The organism is Ruminococcus flavefaciens (genome assembly GCF_900119075.1).
Lineage (GTDB): Bacteria > Bacillota > Clostridia > Oscillospirales > Ruminococcaceae > Ruminococcus > Ruminococcus flavefaciens_Q.
The window spans coordinates 271500-288900 of the sequence record NZ_FPIP01000001.1 but is presented as its reverse complement, the minus strand read 5'-3'; the positions used below and the strand labels follow the sequence as shown (position 1 = coordinate 288900).

Here is a 17401-nt window from a genome sequence, read left to right as displayed (position 1 = left end):
TGATATTATGAGAGAACTCAACTTTCCATTCGATGGCAAGGATATAATCCGCAGACGACTTGCGCTTCGCAAGCAGCTGCTTGCGGACGGCTGCGTCCGCGTAAAGAAGAGGATCGCTGTGCTGGGGGGCTCAACGACCAATCATATTGTATCCGCGCTTGAGCTTTTTCTGCTGAATTTCGGAATCGAGCCCGAATTCTATCTGTCAGAATACAACAAGTTCTATGAAGACGCCGTTTTCGGCAATCCCGAGCTTGACAGCTTTGATCCTGACGTTATCTATATCCATACTACATCGCGCAATCTCACTATGCTCCCGGAGAGCCCTGCCGAGACTGCCGAGACAGTGGAACAGAAGCTCAACGACCAGTTCGCATACTTCAAGCAGGTGTGGGACAGCCTTAAACAGCACTTCTCATGCCCTGTCATACAGAACAACTTCGAGCTGCCGCTGTTCAGACGCACAGGCAGTTACGACGGCTGGAGCACTGCAGGTCATGCTGCGTTCATTCAGCGCATGAACGTCATGCTTTCGGATTACGCCCGCAGCACCCGCGGTCTGTATATCCACGATATCAATTACCTCTCCGCAGTCTGCGGTCTTGCTAACTGGCACGACGCCGAGGCATGGTATCTTTACAAATATGCCATGAGCACCAACGTTATCCCCGACCTTGCCTACAGCCTTGCGTGCATAATAAAGTCTATCTACGGCAAGAACCACAAGGTCATTGACCTTGACCTCGATAACACTCTCTGGGGCGGCGTCATCGGCGACGACGGTCAGGAGGGCATTGAGATTGGGCAGGAAACCGCCATTGGACAGGCTTTCAGCGAGTTTCAGAGCTTTATCAAGGGCTACAAGGACTACGGTGTGCTTCTTGCACTATGCTCCAAAAACGACGAGGAAAACGCACTTCTCGGACTGAATCACCCCTGCGGAGTCCTAAAATCCACAGATTTTGTCTCCATTAAGGCTAACTGGGAGCCAAAAGACAGAAATATCGCCGAAACTGCCGCTGACCTCAGTCTCGGACTGGACAGCTTCGTATTCATCGACGACAATCCTGCTGAATGCGCTATTATCGAGGGACAGCTCCCCATGGTTCAGACCATAAACCTCAGCACCGTTCACGAAGCAATGTACAAGCTTACACGAAGCGGTTTCTTCGAGGTGACAGCCGTTTCCGATGACGATATGCACCGCTCGGAGATGTACGCCGCAAACGCTCAGAGAGCGGCACAGCTGAGAAGCTTTGAGAGCTATGAGGACTATCTGCTCAGCCTTGATATGCACGCTGTCATCTGCGGTTTTGAGCCTGTCTATATACAGCGTATAACTCAGCTCACCAACAAGAGCAACCAGTTCAATCTCACCACTTGCCGCTACAACGAAGACGAGATACAGAAGGTCAGCACAAGTCCCGACCATATTTGCATATGCGGCAGACTGCTGGACAAATTCGGCGATAACGGCATAGTTTCCGTAGTTATAGGCAAGTGCAGAGACAAAGAGCTTGATATAGAGCTGTGGCTCATGAGCTGCCGTGTACTGAAAAGAGACATGGAGCTCGCCATGCTGGACGAGCTGGTCCGCCGCGCAAAGGCCAAGGGCATAACCCGTATAAACGGCTTTTATTACAAGACGCACAAGAACAGCATGGTAGCTGAACTTTACAGCTCATTCGGCTTCACGCTTGATAAAAAGCTGGATAACGGAGATTCCGAGTGGCATCTCGACATAGAAGGCTATGAAAACAAGAATAAGGTAATAAAAATACGTGATAAGGAGAATCCTGAATGAATAATAATGAAATACTCCCCCGTCTGAATGAGGTATTCAGAGATGTTTTCGGCGACTCGTCACTTTCAGTGAACGAGAATACCACATCTGCCGATATTGAGGACTGGGACAGTCTTGAGCACATCAATCTCATTGCCGCAGTTGAAAACGAATTCGGTCTGCGCTTCAAGATGCGCGAGGTATCGGGCATGAAGAATGTGGGAGAAATGCTTGCAATTATCGCTGAAAGAGGAAAATAATGTCAAAAAAAGCGAAAAAACGACTTGTAATCGCCGCTGTCTTTGCGGTTTTATGCGCTCTCAGCGCATGGGGCTTCGCTATGAAGCCCGTAAACTACAGCGTCAGCACAAAAAAGCTTGACAAGGGCATGAGAATAGTCTTTATTTCCGACCTGCACAACTGCTTTTACGGTAATACCGACAATTCAAAGCTCATAAACGAGGTTAACAAGGCTGAACCCGATATGGTGGTATTCGGCGGCGATGTCATAGATATGTGGGGCGGCACAGAATACGCCCTGAACCTTATGTCTGCTCTAAGCGCGGAATATCCCTGCGTATACACTCCAGGAAATCACGAGGGTATGCGGGACGACACCGAGGAATTCTACGAAAAAGCACGCAGTATTTGTCCCGTACTCATGGGCGATATGAAAGAATTCAGCATAAACGGTCAGGATATCCGCTTTTACGGTGTTGTTGACTCTCTCCAGTGGGGAAAGCAGAAAACTCAGCTTGAGGAATGCATAGACGAACTCGACGATAAGTATTACAATATACTTCTTCTTCATCAGCCCGAGCAGATAGACGACTGCTTCGGCAGTGACGGCAAGGGCTTTGACCTTGTCCTTTCGGGACACGCTCACGGCGGTCAGTGGAGACTGCCAAAGATACTGGAACAGGGACTTTACGCCCCGGATCAGGGCATATTTCCAAAGTATACCACAGGTATCTACCACATTGATGATACCACTCACATAATCAGCCGCGGACTTGCAAGACCTATGCGTATGATATTCATACCCCGTATTTTCAACCGTCCCGAGCTCTCGATAATAGATATAAACAACTAATAATGCTGATATATAGCAATTTTATGCGAAAAGGTACTTGTAATTTCAATTCATTGATGATATAATAAATTTGTATGCAATAACAGCCCTCAGGCGGTTATTGCCCTGAACTATGTTCAGAGAGCGCAAATTCTTTATAAAAAACAGGATTTTCGCAGGCATTAATTGGTTTCAGAAACAAAAACAGAACAAAAGGAGCATGAGCGTTTCGCGCTCGCTGTCAAATATGGAAAAAGAGAAAAATATCAAGGAAATGCCGCAGAATATGATCTGCGGACGTAATCCCGTCATAGAAGCGCTGAAATCGGGAGCTAATCTCGACACGGTCTATATCGACGGAAACGGCGGCAGTCTAAGTGTTATCCGCCGACTTGCAAAGGAAAACGGCGTCGTAGTCAAAGACGCTGACGATAAAAAGCTCTCACGCCTGTCAGGCGGCGCTTCTCATCAGGGAGTAGTTGCCGAGGGCGCCTGCGGAGAGTATGTTACGGTAGAGGATATTCTTGCCGTTTCGCAGAAAAAGGGCACCAAGCCTTTCATTATCATCTGCGATGAGATCGAGGATCCTCATAATTTGGGAGCTATAATCCGTACTGCCGAAACATCGGGCGCTGACGGAGTCATTATCCCAAAGCGCAGGAGCGCTTCGCTGAACGCTACTGTCTTTAAGACATCAGCAGGCGCGGCAAGCTATGTGCCTGTGGCAAGAGTTTCAAATCTTGCCTCCTGTATCGACACCCTCAAGGAAAACGGAGTGTGGATATACGGCACCGACGCTTCGGGCACGGACTACTCCGAGACCGACTTCACAGGGGGAGTTGCCCTTGTTATCGGCTCAGAGGGCTTCGGCATGAGCAAGCTGATACAGAAAAAATGCGATTTCATGATAAAGCTCCCGATGCTTGGAAAGATAAATTCACTCAATGCCTCCGTGGCGGCAGGTATCTTCATGTACGAGGTACTGCGCCAGCGCAGAGGCTCTGAATAAGGAGATAAATATGTCAGAACAGAAACCGTCGCTGGAGGCTATTCTTGACGAATACTCTCCCGACTCTCTTGAACCTAATAAAGTGGGCAGAGTTGACGCCCAGAAAATAATAAATTCTACGGTAGACGCTCCTGAATTTGTCAAAAGACCTGCTTCAAGACCGCCTATCTCACATGAAAAATCCGCTCTTTTCGATAACGCGCACCGAAACGAATCTCCTGCCGACGAGGTAAAGCCTGCCGACCTTTCAAGACATAAGGTGGCTGTGGTAAGCTCCGACGCAATGAGCGAGATACGCACCAATCCTCAGCGGAAGGTCATACCCTCGGGAACTATAACCCCCGTGCAGATGACTCCCGATGAAGCGCCTAAAATAAGGCGTATGAGCGATTCCACCCGTGCCAAGGAGATAGAGAACAAAAAGAACAAGAAAACTCGCCGCGGCAAAAAGGATAATTATACCTACGCAAGAGAAACTCCCGAGGGAGAGTATATGTATACTCCTCCTGAGTTCAAGAAGAAAAAGCGAAGCCGCATTCAGATAATCAACGAAGCTGAGAGCCCAGAGGGCAGAAAGCAGATAACGGACATCGTCCCCTCGCCTGCAGCTGTAGAAGCCGCAAAGCCTGTTGAGCCTGCTCCGAGAGCTGAGCTCACAAGCATAAATCTCAGCGAAAAGGCTGATATCGACGCAACTCAGCTGGACGTACATATCACTCAGGGCGCTGACGAGTATATGTCGGTGCACTCCAAGAACAAGCGTACAAAGCGTATCGTTGACTTCAACTACTACGGCGATGTCGAGGACGTCGGACGCGATATCTACGAGCTGAAAAGCACTATCTCAGTACGTGTTGTGATACTGGCAATGACTGCTTTTCTCAGTCTCTTCATTACACTGGCAAATCAGTTCAACGTGCCCACGCTGGATATCTTCAGTATGTCAAATATCAAGTCATACCTGACTGTCCACCTTATACTGGGTACTGTTTCTATCATTTCGTCCATAGCGGTCATAACAAAAGGACTGCGTAAGCTTCTGAGCTTCAAGGCTGACGGAGACTCTATGACGGCTATCACCGCACTTTCCTGCCTGATAGCTATTATACCTGCATTCCTAAGTCCCGACCTTGTAAGTTCTGAAAACATACACATTTATATGCCTGTGGGCATACTTGCGCTTCTCATTAATGCGCTGGGCAAGCACCTTATCATTAGGAGAGCCGCCAGAAACTTCAAGTTCGTGTCGAAAAACTTTGACCGTCACGGCGTTACCTACGTCAGGGACGAGGACAGAGCAGAGCGCATAACCCGAGGAACTCTCGGAGACTTCCCTATCCTCGCTTCAATGCGCAAGACGGACTTCCTCACGGATTTCCTGCGGTACACCTACTCGTCGGATATGACCGACGATTTCTGCAAAAAAGCTTCACCGCTCTGTCTGTTCGCTTCAATAGTTGTTGCACTGTTCCTTACCATTTTCTGCAAGGGAACCATAACCACTCTTGACGCGGCGGCATTCGGCTTCTCCATATTCAGTATGCTGATATGCGCTACTTCCTGTATCGCAATGCCTTTCGTAGTAAATATCCCTCTTGAGAACGTTTCCAAGAGCGCTATCCAGAATAAGGGCATAATGCTTGGCTATCAGAGTGTTGACGATTTCTACGATACAAACTCCATACTCATTGACGCATCTACCCTATTCCCTGAGGGCACTGTCAGACTGGACGGTATCAAGGTATTCTCAAATACAAAGCTGGACGAAGCATTCCTTGAAGCCGCAAGTCTTACGGCTACATCGGGAAGTATCATGTCACAGCTCTTCACAGACGTAATCGCTGGCAGAAATGGTGCACTTTATCCCATTGAGAATTACTCCTATGAGGAGGGCATGGGAATGTGCGGCTGGATAAACAACAAGCGTGTGCTCTTCGGCAACCGCGAACTAATGACCAGCCATAACATCGAGGGCGTTCCCACAAAAACTCAGGAAGCTGAGTTCGTTGAGGAAGGCAAGGACGCTCTTTACCTTTCAATATCAGGTAACCTTGCGGCAATGTTCGTTGTTGACATCGTTGCCGACAGATATGTGAAAAAATGGGCGAAAAAGCTCTGCAAGAACAAGATATGTATGTTCATCAAGAGCATTGATCCCTGTATAACACTGAAAAAGCTCAACAAGCTCTTTGGTATCCCCGAGGAAATGGCAAGGATACTGCCGAAGAAGCTCCACGAGGACTTCTATGAGGAGACTAAAAAGGCAGTACGTCTCAGCTCTTCAATGGCTACCACAGGCAAATTTTCTTCACTTGCCGAGCTTCTCATCGGCACAAAGGTAGTTCATTCCTCGGCTATAATAGGACTTATCTTACAGACAGCTTCAATACTTCTCGGCTTTGTGCTGTGTATGATGCTGATACTTTCAAAAGCATTCCGCTCAAATTACGTGTATATGTCAGCTACAGCCCTTATCGTTTATAACGTGGCATGGACAGTGCTTACATATATAGCCGTAAGTCTCAAAAAAACATGACGTAACAAGAACCTGTGTCAGCTATGATACGGGTTCTTCAAACATTGAAAGGAGCTTCACAATGCCAAACAGATATAATGGCAGAGACGAGGACAACATTCCAAACACTGATAATCAGGATACTATGCTGCTCCCCAACGGAGTAAGCGGCTACAGCGCTCCGCCAAAACAGGAGCTGCCGCCCCTAAGGAGAGTAAACCGCAGAGCTGCATCGCAGTCAGGCAGCAGTGCTCCGCAGCAGCAGGCTCCCCGCTTTCCCCAGTCAGGACAGCCGCCGCAGTTCCCACATTCAGAGCAGCCGCCACAGTTTCCCCACTCTGCTCCCCCACCGCAGCCAAATTACAGTGAACCCCAGTATTACGACTATAATCAGCAGTCTCCTCAGGAATACAGCGGCTACAGCGACGGCGGATATTATCCGCCTCCTGCTGCTCCACAAGCAGCACCGCCTCCGCCGCCAAGACCGACACAGAAACGCAAAGGACCTGCCGCTCCTCAGCCTGAGCATGAGGAACGTCCTAAAAAGAAAAAGCGCCGTCACAAGTCCCTGCTCCGCAGGATAGTCGGCAGATTATTCAAGACAGTCCTTGTACTCTTCCTGCTTCTTTTCGGACTTTACTCCTGCACCTCGGTATCTCTCATAAAGAAAATGGAGTACAAGCCCTCAGAGAGCCGAAATCATTATGCTGACAGTCTCGGCAGAGGTCATGTCCGCAGTATCCTCGTTATCGGTACCGACGGCAGAACAGCTGACGAGGTAGGGCGCTCCGACTCAATGATACTGGTATCCCTCAACAGCAAGACCAATGAGATAATCATGACATCATTCATGCGCGACTGCTATGTTGAGATACCGAATAACGGCTGGAACAAGCTCAATGCGGCTTACGCATTCGGCGGAGCTGACCTGCTTATGGACACTATCGAGCTCAACTTCGATGTGCGTATCGACGATTATGTTTCCGTTGATTTCGCTTCGTTCGTATCCCTTGTGGATTCAGTAGGCGGCATAGATATCGAGGTAAGCGACGCAGAAGCTCAGGAGATAAACGTTATCCTCATGTCAGAGGTAAATGGTCTTATGGGCGATCCTCCCGACGCAGACCTGCTCAGCGGCGGCGGAAAGCTCCATCTCAACGGCAAACAGGCTCTCTCCTACTCACGTATACGTAAGGTAGGCAACAGCGACTTCGAGCGAACAGAGCGCCAGCGCAGAGTAATGTCACTTATCATCGCTAAGATGAAGACATTCAAGCCCTCTATCTTCAAGAACCTTGCTTCGGACGTTATCCCCGATGTTGCTACAAATATGTCCACACCAAAGGCATATCTCCTTTCTCTGAGAGCACCGTTTGCTCTTAAATACAAGACAAAGCAGATACAGATACCTGCCGAGGGAACCTTCACAGGTGCAGATGTAGACGTAGGAAACGTACTACAGGTAGACTTCGGTGCAAACAGAGAAGTCATCGACAAGGAAGTTTTTTCTAAAGATTAAAGGCAAAAGCCCACAGCATTAAGCTGTGGGCTTTTTACGGGATATACACCTCTTTAGGTTTTAAAGAGAGGACTTGATACCAAGAAGGAAAAGCTGTATCTCAAGAGCGTCGCCGCTGGTGAGACCGTCATTGCCGCCTGCTACGTCACCGTTATCTGCTCCCTCACGGGTGATATGGTGCTCGTCTGTGCCGCTCTCTCCGAATCTGTTTGGATTTGCAAGAGACTGCATTATCAGTACAACATCGGACATATCAACATTGCCGTCGCAGTTTGCGTCGCCTTTTTTGCCAGCCTTTGGAGCTGTAGTCGTTGTAGAAACAACAGGCTCGGCAGTTGTTGTTACGCTGGTGGTAGATGCGGTTGTCTCGGCTGTAGTTGTTACAGTTGTTGTAGTTGTGGAAGATGTAGTAGTTGTTGTTGCTGTAGTCGTGGTGGTAGTAGTTGTTGCTGTAGTAGTTGTCGTTGTTGTCTCAGCAGGAGCCTTTGGCTTGAAGCCTGATATCTCATTGAGAAGCTTTCTCAGCTCCTGATCTTCCATTTTACAGGTCTCGCGGTTATAGTGTCCGCCTGGAGTTGACCAGAGCACAGGACAAAGTCCACGCTCATATGCCGACTTGCAAACAGAGCTGATGAAAAGTCTTACTGAATCAGGCTCCTTGCCCTTTGTAGGACAGCCGTACTCGCCTACGATAACGGGTATGCCCTTGTCAATAAAGCCATTTTTCATCATATCCATATTCGCGTTGAGTTCCTTGTAATCCTCGTCTGTACCCCATGTTGCGCGAGCCTTTGCCCATGTCTCATCCTTATCCTCAAGGATAGCAAAGCCTGCGGGAGTATAGTAATGAACCGATACTGCCATGCGGTTTGCAGGATCACTCGGCATTTTGAAAAGAGGATCGCAGGTGCGGTCGAATCCCGTATTGTATCCCGATATCAGCAGATGACGCTTCGGATTGTTTCCGCCTGACTTGCGGATAACGTCAACGAACTTCTGATTTATCTCATTTACAAGAGCGTAGGACTCAGCCTTGCCCTCTGTTCCGCCCCATGGGTTCCAGACCTTTTCCCAGCCCAGCTCCTCGTTCTGTGACTCGAACATCAGCTTGTCGCCATAGTCCTTGAAGCTGTCGGATATCTGCTCCCACATTGTCTGATAGCGCTTCATGCACTCGTCCTTATTGTCGGGGAAAGTGTTTACCCAGCCGTTATCCCAGTGGATATTGATGATACAGTACATATCCGCGTCGATAACCCAGTCAACTATCTCATGAACACGAGCGTCAAGGTCCTTGTTTATCTTGTAGTTGTCCTCCATGAGGTTTGACCACGCTACAGGCACACGTACCACGCCGAAGCCCTCGTCAGCCATGCCCTGAATCATTTTCTGAGTAACAACAGGGCTTCCCCATGCTGTTTCGTACTCCTCAACAGTGAGAACTCCGTCGCCCCACTCTGCATCGACCTCGGCTATCCAGTCGCCGCAAGCCTCCATAGTGTTGCCGAGATTGATACCTACGCCCATTTCCTTTACAAGATCCATAGTCGAGATATCACGCATAGTGCTGTCTGCGGCAAATGCTTTCTTCTCGCTCTGCCCAAAGGGCTGAACTGTCGCCCCGAGCACCATAAGTGCCAGAGCAGTACTGATGATCTGTTTCTTCATAATTATTCCTCCTAAATATTAATGTCCCGTGAACAACTTTTATATTCTGTATTAATTATAGCACAACAAGTCATGCTTGACAACAGAATTTTGATATTTTTAAATATTTTCGGTATCAAAATTACTATTTCAGCATTTCCAAAGGCGTTTTATGCACTCAAAGTGCAAAAATCAACGCAGAAGAATATGCACCGCAGGTTAAAAATTCGTATTTTGTTTGTATAAAAAGGCGCTTCCGATAAACGTAACACTAATATAGAGCTTATGGCTATTTATGGGGTAAACCTTTCTGAAGAAAGCGTTTCCCCCATACCCCTTTCCAAAGACTTTTATCTGGTTTTTTCGCAGATAGGGCGCTTTATATAATAAAAAAGCCCTGCAAAATGCAGGAGCGCCCTATCTGTGAAAAAACAAAACGAAAGTTTTAGGGAGAGAGTTTGAGAGTGACTCCCCGCAGTGCGGGGAGATGTCACGCAGTGACAGAGGGGACGTCCTCCGTCAGAGGGTCCCTTTTTCAAAAGGGGTTCTCTCAATAATAAACATAAAATTTCTATATAAGTATTACTGTTAAACGAAAGCGCCTTAATATTATTTTGCATATTGCTTTGAGATAGAAAGCTTGCCTGCGGCGATCTTCTGTCTTAGCTCCTCAAGCGGCAGAGGCTTGCTGAACAGGTAGCCCTGTGCGCGGTTACAGCCGATATTCGCAAGGAAATCGAACTGTTCCTTAGTCTCAACGCCCTCGGTAAGCGATACCATACTGAGCTGTTTGGTCAGGTCTACGATATTTTCAAGGATAGGTCTTGTCTTTTCGTTGCTGTCAAAGCCTCTGAGGAACTTCATATCTATCTTGAGAACATCAAAATGATAATCTTTAAGTACATTCAGTGATGAATAGCCGCTTCCGAAGTCGTCCAGCCAGACCTTGTAGCCCATTTCCCTGAGGCTCTTTATTGCATTCGGCAGGAAATCCTGCTGATCGGTAAGAGCGCTCTCGGTAACTTCCACATCTATAAATTCCTTTGGAACGTTGTACTTCTCAACGATCTCGCAGAGATTTCCGACGATGTCGCAAAGCTCGAAATCAAGACGTGAGAAGTTAAGCGAAACAGGAACAAAGGCTTTTCCGCTTTCAACTGACTCTCTGTAATCCCTGCAAACCGATTCTACCATACAGAGGTCAAGCTTGTATATCTGGCGGTATTCTTCAAGAATCTCGATGAATGCACCCGGAGGAAGAAGTCCGTAATTCGGATCCTGCCACCTTGCGAGGGCTTCAAGACCACAAATAGAGCCGTCAGAAGTATCCACAACAGGCTGATAGAATACCTTTATCCAGCCGTTTTCAATAGCTGTGTCGATATTATTGACGATGTACTGCTTCTGCTGGAACTTGTCCTCAAGGGACTTATCGTAAAAACGCAAAGTACGGTCATAATGCTTTTTGATACTGTTGCAGGCAAAACGTGCTCTGTCACACGCCTGACTGATATCAGCCTTATCGTCCGTGGGCTTATAAGCGCCGCATTTCAGTTCAAGGTGGACTTCCTTCTGTAGCTTCTTTATCTCCCCTGAAAGCTGTCCTATCTTATTCTGAGCTCCGTCAACACTGGTAAGGACTACGAAATGGTCGTCGGAAAAGCGCGAAACAAGCGAGCCTTCAAATTCATCTTCTATCATATGAGCTATCTTTCTAAGGAGCTCATTTCCTGCCTGAAAACTGTACTTTTCGTTGTAGGACTTAAAGTTTTCGACATCAAAGAACAGGAAAAGGATATTGTCCTTATCGGTCGTTACATAATTCAGAAGCTTTGCGCCCTCCGAGCGGAAGTAAACCATATTATGTATGCCCGTAAGCTCGTCCTCTACGGATATCTTTGAGAGATAAGCGTTTATCTTCTCAAGATTCTCGTCCTTGATAGCCTGCAAACGTGTGTTGTTATAATTTGCAACACATACCATCATAGTGGATATCCACATGGTAAAGAAGTTTATCTGTGTTGCTATAGTAGTACCCTGGTCTCCCGTATTAACTGCCACCATATCATTTATGCGCAGGAAGAAATAAAGATAAGAGCCGCCTGAGATAAGGAACGCCGCCAAAGGCTTCCATGTAAGCAGACACATGGAGAAAAGCTCCATAGTAAGGAAAGTAAGTATCTGCTCGCCCTTTGCATAATCGTTAATGGATATCTTTACTCCGAAATAGATGCATATAAAGGTAAATACCCATTTTATGCACTGTCCGAGAGCGTGATTCTTGGTCTTTCCCCTGATATATCTCTGTGAAAACAGGAGCATAAGTACGCCCGAAACCAGAAGAATTATATAATTGATGTAATACTTCTCGAAATAATGCTTGAAATTACTCTGAAGATTATTCTCAAATATGGTATTGGTCATACGGATTATCATCCATATTTCAAGAACTATTACAACAACGGACATATAAATGCTCGCACGCATATTCGCTCTGAAGAAATACTCGTTTACATATTTGCTTTGCTTCTCAAAACCGAGACCGTCCGACAACCATTTCAAGACCTTTTTCATATGTAGTCCCCCCGTTGTAAAAAAATAGAAACAGTATTACCGCCAAGCTGCGATGTAAATAATCGAATTATTAACTGATAATAAGCTAAAAACATATCGCTTATACGCAATTTATTTAAACTAAAGTCATTGAATACAAAATTATTATAACACGCCCACGGTAAATTGTCAATGGTTTACAAAAAAATTCGCATATTACCCAAAACGAACTATATCGGCAATATTCCCTTTTCACTTGAAAGAAAAGCCGCTGTGTGTTATAATAATAATGTTATTTGATTTAAGGGGGGGATACCGTGAAAAGGTCATCGCTGAAAAATATCACCGAAGCCGTAAAAAATGAGTTCCGCAGCGCACTTGATTCCGATGAGCTTCGATTTGAAGCCTTTTTCCGCGGAGCTGCCATGCGATACATTGCCGCCAATAAGCTGCAAATAGATAAAACGGCACTCAGCGACGCTTTCCCCGAAGTGTTCCCAAGGCTTACCGTTGAAAGCGCAGTTATATCAGCTTCTGATAAGGTATGCAAAATGCTTGGCGATATCCCCGATGAATCGTGGAAAAGCAACGTTCAGCTCATAGGACGGCTCTATCAGTACTTCAACAGCGACGCAAAGGAGGCTGCACTCAGCGGCTTGAAGCGCAATGTCAAGGTTGGCGCTGAGAACATCTCAGCTGCTACGCAGATATTCACTCCCCAATGGATCGTACGCTATATGACGGAAAATACTCTCGGTCAGGCTTTTTCGTCAGTCTGCGGATTTGATACATCAAATCTCCCCTATCATATCCAAAGAGATACCGAAGCTATCCCCTGTGCTCCCGAGGATATAACCTTTCTCGATCCATGCATGGGCAGCGGAAATATCCTCACTGCTGCACTCGACCTGTTCATGGAGCTGTATATCTCCCGCGGCTATGACCGCCTTGAAGCCGCAAAGCTCGCTCTTACGCGGAATATCTTCGGTCTGGATATTGACAGCCGTATGCGGAGAATGTCCCATTTTGCGCTGATAATGAAAGCAGCGGACTATGCTCCCGAGATACTCAGCTGTAATATTGAGCTGAATCTCTGGGATACCGAGGATTTGGCAGGCGCAGACGATTTTTCGCAGCAGTTTGAGGGTTCGGAGCTCTTCGGCAGTCTTCTCAGACCGACCATACCGCCCAAAACACATGGCACAAAAGCGGCAAAGGTCTATGAACTCCTCACACGCAAATACGACGCCGTGGTGACAAATCCGCCATATCTAAGCTGCGGAAATATGAGTTCTCAGCTTCTCTGCTTCATCAAGGCCAATTACCCCGACAGCCGTGCTGACCTGTTTTCCGCTTTTATACAGCGCTGCACCGAGCTTGCAAAGCCAGTGGGCTATCTTGGCTTCCTTACGCCCTTTGTCTGGCTGTTCATTCAGAGCTACGAAAAGCTCCGCCGAATGATGTTCACCGAACGTACTCTCGAAAGTCTTGTGCAGTTCGAGTATTCCGCCTTTGAGGAGGCTACCGTGCCTGTCTGCGCCTTTACAATGCGCAACTGCAAAACCGAGTGCAAGGGTGTTTACTTCCGTCTTACGGACTTCCGCGGCGGTCTTGAAGTTCAGCGTGAAAAGCTTCTTGAAGCTATAGCTTCTCCTGACTGCAATTATGTGTTCAAGGCTGACGCCGAGGATTTCTGCAAGCTGCCCAATGCTCCTGCGGCATACTGGCTAAGCGAGAACGTCCGAGGACTTTTCTCGAAATATCCGCCTCTGGGAAGTATCGCAGCTCCGCGTAAGGGCAACTCCACATCGGATAATGACAGATTCCTGCGGCTATGGTTCGAGGTGGACAAAAACAAGCTTAACCTTGACAGCAGCTACATTGACAGGGCTGAAACCCTGAAAAAACGCTGGTTTCCCTATAATAAGGGCGGCGGCTATCGGAAGTGGTACGGCTTCAACGACTATGTCATCGACTGGTTCGACGACGGCGCAGAGATAAGGGCTATCCCAACTGCTGTTGTAGCGAATTACCGCTATTTCACAAAGGCAGGGCTTACATGGTCTACTCTAACCAGCGGCAAATTCAGTATCCGCGAGTTCAGAAAGGGCTATATCTTTGATAACGGCGGCTGCTGTATCTTTGACCTTGGCGGCAAAAAGCACTTCATCTGCGCACTTCTCAATTCCAAGGTTTTTGCCTATATTTTTGGTCAGCTGAACCCTACTCTGAATTTTCAGTCGGGAGAGGTGGCAAAATTCCCCGTAATATATAAAAAATCCGCCGAAGTCGATGAACTTGCGGCGGAATGTGTAGAAATATCAAGGGCTGAGTACGATTCATTCGAGACCAGCCGTGATTTCAAAAAGCACCCGCTGATATGAGGTATCACCTCATTATCTGCGAGTGCTTTTTCTTGTTTTTGAAGAAATAGGATTGTTTCTTTCAAGGTCTATAGTGCGCCTGCGCCAGTCGTTTGTAGCCATGGAATAGGCTTCGTTGAAGTAGCTCTCAGCCTGCTCCGTTCTGCCCATTCGCATATAACAGCGTCCCTTGTCAAGCAGATATCCGAATCTCAGTTCCTCGTTGTCCTTGTATTTCTCAAGGAGCTTATCAGCGTTTTCGTACTGCTCATGCACTAAAAGGGACTCGAAATACGCCGTATCTATAAGATAGTTCATCATTTCGCTCTTGTCGCGGTATAATACGAAGACCTTTTCGCCGCTGGCTACACGCTCCTCGGTCAGCTTTATATCGCCGCTTACGGCGGCAAGCTGAACTCTCAGAACATGGATAAGCAGGATATTCCGCTGTAATGATATGGTATTTGTGCCGCGGAGCTCGCTTTTCATGAACTCATAATCCACACAGCCAAGCTTTTCCTCGGCAAGCTCATACTCATGGAGAGACATATAAGCCTCGGTCAGGAACATTGCGTACTGATTCCTGTATGTGGCGTAGCTTGTAGGCATAGTCATGCAGAACTGGAGCTGAGCCTCCATATCCTTTATTACCGTGTCGGAATAGCCCTCGTCGGATATCCTTGAAACTATCTTTCTGAATATACGGAACTGCTTATTGACTCGCGGTATCACCAAGAAATACACGATGAACGTCAGAGGAACTGCCGAAAGAGCTGAAAATACAACGCGGAACATCATCGCCCTGCCGATACTAATGTCCTTCCATGCCGATGAAAGCAGGTCTATGACCGTTGTGGCTGAAAATATAATGGAAAACCCCAGTATCCACCAAGCCGCAAGGGCTCGCAGTATCATCAGATTATCCTTGGGTTTCTGGAAATCATTTTTCATAATATCCTTTCTCCGTTTCTGTAAAGCCCTTTACTGTTGGTGTACACAGTGAAAAAGGCTCTGATAGACGATGTAAGAGCCTTTTTCACCTTTGAACTGAAAGAAAATAAACGATGTATCGTGTTACTTCACTTTGCCTGCAATGAGCAGTTTTCTCATGAATACGATGTCGAACGAATCCGTATTGCCGTCGCCGTTAGCGTCGCAGGAATGCTGAGGCTTTATCTTGCCGATTACTGTTCCCTGACAATATACGAGATCTGCAACATTTACCTCGCCGTCCTGATTAAGGTCACCTATAAGCGGTTTTGGCGGCGCAGTTGTTGTCGTAGTCGTTGTAGTAGTTGTGGTCGTTGTCGGCTTAGCCGTTGTGGTGGTTGTTGTGGTTGTAGGCTTAGCCGTTGTTGTTGTAGTGGTGGTTGTTGGCTTAGCGGTCGTAGTAGTCGTTGTAGTTGTTGTAGTCGGCTTTGTTGTGGTAGTTGTCGATGTAGTCGTTGTTGTGGTCAGCTTTTTTGTGGTTGTAGTAGTCGTAGTGGTGGTAGTTGTTGTAGTCGGCTTCTTTGTCGTTGTAGTCGTAGTGGTAGTAGTTGTGGTAGTGGTCTGCTTTGGTCCTGTAGTCAGGACATAATCTGTTTCCGAAAGCTCGGGGTACTCAAAATGAGTTATTTTATAATCAGACTCGGGAGTATGCTTCTCAGAGAAGCTCTTTGAACCTCTCAGGAAATAATCATACTTGACTTCCCTGCCGTACTTGCCGTCAAGGTCGTCCCATGTTACGTCCATGGCGTACCATATGCCGTCCTCCATTTTGACGTAATTCCACATATGTCCCGTATTGTCCTCCTCTATGAGGTTGCCGAATACGCATACGCATGGGATATCCAGCCTGTCACACATGAGCTTGAATGCCTCGGCATAGCCCTCGCAGACAACTCCGGGCTCAACAACAGCGCCGAGAGCAGAGCTGCTGAACCTTGCCTTAAGGTCGTAATTTGTAAATTTAGCTATGTAGTCGTGTATGCTTTTGAGCTGCTCGTATCTGTTTGAGCCCTCAATTGATACCTTGTCCAGACCTTCTTCAAGAAGCGGACCGTAGCTCTTTGCCTCCTCAAGAGAGGTGAAGCCGTCAAGATAGGCAGGAGTGATTTCCAGAGACCTTATCTTCAGGGTATAGCCGCCCGTCCAGAAGCTGGAGGTAACGCCTGTATCTTCGCCAAGAGCGATATTTATGCCAGAAGGCTCTATCCAGTATATCTCGGGACAGTCAAAAAGCGCCGCATCTATACCCGGCTTACAGGCTCCGAATACAGCCAGCTGGAAGTTCTCCTGATCCTCGTCTGTAAAACGCGCTGAATTAGGCAGCGCAGAAACCTTAAGAGTAACAGTTTCAGGCAGATCTACAACGATAGGTGTTAGGTCAGGAACAGTGAGCTTCACGAATTCATTGTAGACCGCAGTATTATTGGCGTCAAGCTGATCTCCGTAGTTAAAGGAGCCGCTTTTATAATTAGACTGAGCCTTTGGTGAAGCAGGCAAAGTCAAAGAACCAAAGTCAGCGTCTCCTAAAGTCACTTCAAATCCTGAGACCTCTCCAGTATCATCAACGGCGCATACCACGCCTGCCGTACCTGCACCTGCCGTCATAGCTAATGCTGTCAAGAATGAAATTGTCGATGAGATTAATCTTTTCATACAGAACCCTCCTATTGAAACTATTAATGCCCATCCCCTTAGTTTATCTGTATAATTATATTATATATAAACTGCCCATAAATGTCAATAGTTATCACTTGATTTTCATTAAAAATTAACATTGGTATTTTAGTGCAATTTGCTATTCCAAAAGAGAATATCGCTATATATAGGCGAATAATGCCGAAAGTGCCAAAAAATAGAGCTTTCTCTCAGTATAATTTGTTATATTGACACTTGCAAATGTCGGTTTGCTGTGATATACTGTTATGTGGAGATTTTGTGCATATTACTGCA

At 47.0% G+C, this 17401-nt stretch carries 11 protein-coding genes; 7 read left to right on the top strand and 4 right to left on the bottom strand.

Translation table 11 applies throughout. The features are described from left to right. Positions 1-7 precede the first annotated feature (7 nt). The 6 genes from BT105_RS01225 (at position 8) to BT105_RS01200 (ending at position 7898) form a co-directional block, all read left to right on the top strand. Positions 8-1804, top strand: coding sequence for an HAD-IIIC family phosphatase (locus BT105_RS01225; protein ID WP_072299028.1), 1797 nt, complete (start codon positions 8-10; stop codon positions 1802-1804). Then, positions 1801-2043, top strand: coding sequence for an acyl carrier protein (locus BT105_RS01220; protein ID WP_028514828.1), 243 nt, complete (start codon positions 1801-1803; stop codon positions 2041-2043). Before BT105_RS01225 ends, BT105_RS01220 begins: the two co-directional genes overlap by 4 nt. Beyond that, complete coding sequence (locus tag BT105_RS01215; protein ID WP_081367753.1) at positions 2043-2876, top strand: metallophosphoesterase; 834 nt, start codon at positions 2043-2045, stop codon at positions 2874-2876. Before BT105_RS01220 ends, BT105_RS01215 begins: the two co-directional genes overlap by 1 nt. A 226-nt stretch (positions 2877-3102) precedes the next feature. Then, entirely contained in the window at positions 3103-3864 is a 762-nt protein-coding gene (gene rlmB / locus BT105_RS01210; protein WP_072299317.1) for a 23S rRNA (guanosine(2251)-2'-O)-methyltransferase RlmB, read from the top strand. Between the two features lie 10 nt (positions 3865-3874). Then, positions 3875-6400, top strand: a complete 2526-nt coding sequence (locus BT105_RS01205) for a hypothetical protein (RefSeq protein ID WP_072299027.1) — start codon at positions 3875-3877, stop codon at positions 6398-6400. 61 nt (positions 6401-6461) lie between these two features. Beyond that, a complete protein-coding gene (locus tag BT105_RS01200) occupies positions 6462-7898 on the top strand; it encodes an LCP family protein (protein WP_072299026.1) in 1437 nt (478 codons plus the stop codon). Between the two features lie 60 nt (positions 7899-7958). Here the strand turns inward: BT105_RS01200 and BT105_RS01195 are convergent, their stop codons facing one another. Together BT105_RS01195 and BT105_RS01190 are read right to left on the bottom strand one after the other, a co-directional pair. Beyond that, the gene (locus tag BT105_RS01195; RefSeq protein WP_072299025.1) at positions 7959-9566 is read right to left on the bottom strand and encodes a cellulase family glycosylhydrolase; all 1608 of its coding nucleotides are present in this window, start codon (positions 9564-9566) and stop codon (positions 7959-7961) included. A gap of 588 nt (positions 9567-10154) precedes the next feature. Then, the gene (locus BT105_RS01190; RefSeq protein ID WP_072299024.1) at positions 10155-12119 is read right to left on the bottom strand and encodes a putative bifunctional diguanylate cyclase/phosphodiesterase; all 1965 of its coding nucleotides are present in this window, start codon (positions 12117-12119) and stop codon (positions 10155-10157) included. A 296-nt stretch (positions 12120-12415) separates the two neighbouring features. On the opposite strand from BT105_RS01190, the gene BT105_RS01185 reads away from it, so the two are divergent. Next, positions 12416-14482 (top strand): Eco57I restriction-modification methylase domain-containing protein, encoded by a 2067-nt coding sequence (locus tag BT105_RS01185; RefSeq protein WP_072299023.1) that lies wholly within the window; start codon positions 12416-12418, stop codon positions 14480-14482. A gap of 12 nt (positions 14483-14494) precedes the next feature. On the opposite strand, the gene BT105_RS01180 is transcribed toward BT105_RS01185, so the two are convergent. Continuing rightward, on the bottom strand, positions 14495-15412 hold the full coding sequence (locus BT105_RS01180; protein ID WP_072299022.1) for a tetratricopeptide repeat protein: 918 nt from the start codon (positions 15410-15412) through the stop codon (positions 14495-14497). Positions 15413-15535: 123 nt separating this feature from the next. Further along, positions 15536-17104, bottom strand: a complete 1569-nt coding sequence (locus tag BT105_RS14600; RefSeq protein WP_081367752.1) for a dockerin type I repeat-containing protein — start codon at positions 17102-17104, stop codon at positions 15536-15538. Positions 17105-17401: the final 297 nt, after the last annotated feature.

Excerpts from the sequence above, each read along its gene's own strand:
- BT105_RS01200 (WP_072299026.1), top strand. The coding sequence starts at position 6,462 with ATGCCAAACAGATATAATGGCAGAGACGAGGACAACATTCCAAACACT.
- rlmB (WP_072299317.1), top strand. The coding sequence starts at position 3,103 with ATGGAAAAAGAGAAAAATATCAAGGAAATGCCGCAGAATATGATCTGC.
- BT105_RS01225 (WP_072299028.1), top strand. The coding sequence starts at position 8 with ATGAGAGAACTCAACTTTCCATTCGATGGCAAGGATATAATCCGCAGA.
- BT105_RS14600 (WP_081367752.1), bottom strand. The coding sequence starts at position 17,104 with ATGAAAAGATTAATCTCATCGACAATTTCATTCTTGACAGCATTAGCT.
- BT105_RS01205 (WP_072299027.1), top strand. The coding sequence starts at position 3,875 with ATGTCAGAACAGAAACCGTCGCTGGAGGCTATTCTTGACGAATACTCT.
- BT105_RS01215 (WP_081367753.1), top strand. The coding sequence starts at position 2,043 with ATGTCAAAAAAAGCGAAAAAACGACTTGTAATCGCCGCTGTCTTTGCG.
- BT105_RS01180 (WP_072299022.1), bottom strand. The coding sequence starts at position 15,412 with ATGAAAAATGATTTCCAGAAACCCAAGGATAATCTGATGATACTGCGA.
- BT105_RS01190 (WP_072299024.1), bottom strand. The coding sequence starts at position 12,119 with ATGAAAAAGGTCTTGAAATGGTTGTCGGACGGTCTCGGTTTTGAGAAG.
- BT105_RS01195 (WP_072299025.1), bottom strand. The coding sequence starts at position 9,566 with ATGAAGAAACAGATCATCAGTACTGCTCTGGCACTTATGGTGCTCGGG.
- BT105_RS01220 (WP_028514828.1), top strand. The coding sequence starts at position 1,801 with ATGAATAATAATGAAATACTCCCCCGTCTGAATGAGGTATTCAGAGAT.